The organism is Xanthobacter autotrophicus (assembly GCF_029991245.1).
Classification (GTDB): Bacteria; Pseudomonadota; Alphaproteobacteria; order Rhizobiales; family Xanthobacteraceae; genus Xanthobacter; species Xanthobacter autotrophicus_C.
On the sequence record NZ_JAIVFO010000459.1, the window covers coordinates 1 to 391 of the forward strand.

General features: G+C 38.1%; 1 protein-coding gene. It reads left to right on the top strand.

What is annotated here, in order from left to right; all coding sequences use genetic code 11:
* On the top strand, positions 1–391 hold a 391-nt coding region (locus K9U41_RS23675), incomplete at both ends, for a hypothetical protein (RefSeq protein ID WP_282643259.1).

Sequence of the window (391 nt, forward strand, 5' to 3'; positions counted from 1 at the left end):
CTTCTGATTTACTCTCTTTTGCTGGCTCCTTAGGTCGTGCTTTTCAGAATGCGTTTTACAACGGTGATGCAACAATAAATCCCAAGGAATTTAATGGCATCAAAAAAATAGTCCCTAACAGCCAGAAGTTAGTTGCTGGGGCGGATGGTCTTGAAGTAAAAATTGGTAGTGGCACAACAGAAAGGAAAACGCAACAACAATTTTTGGAATTGCTTGATACTTTAATCCAAATGGTGGATTGTGGTGCACAAGTTATTGCTATGGATGGAGCTTTGCTCAGCCGTTTAACAACGATTGCAAGAGAAAATATCACGTACAATATTGATGATTTTGGAAGACAAATAGCATATTATAATGGCATACCTATCAAAGTAGCCGGATATGATAACAA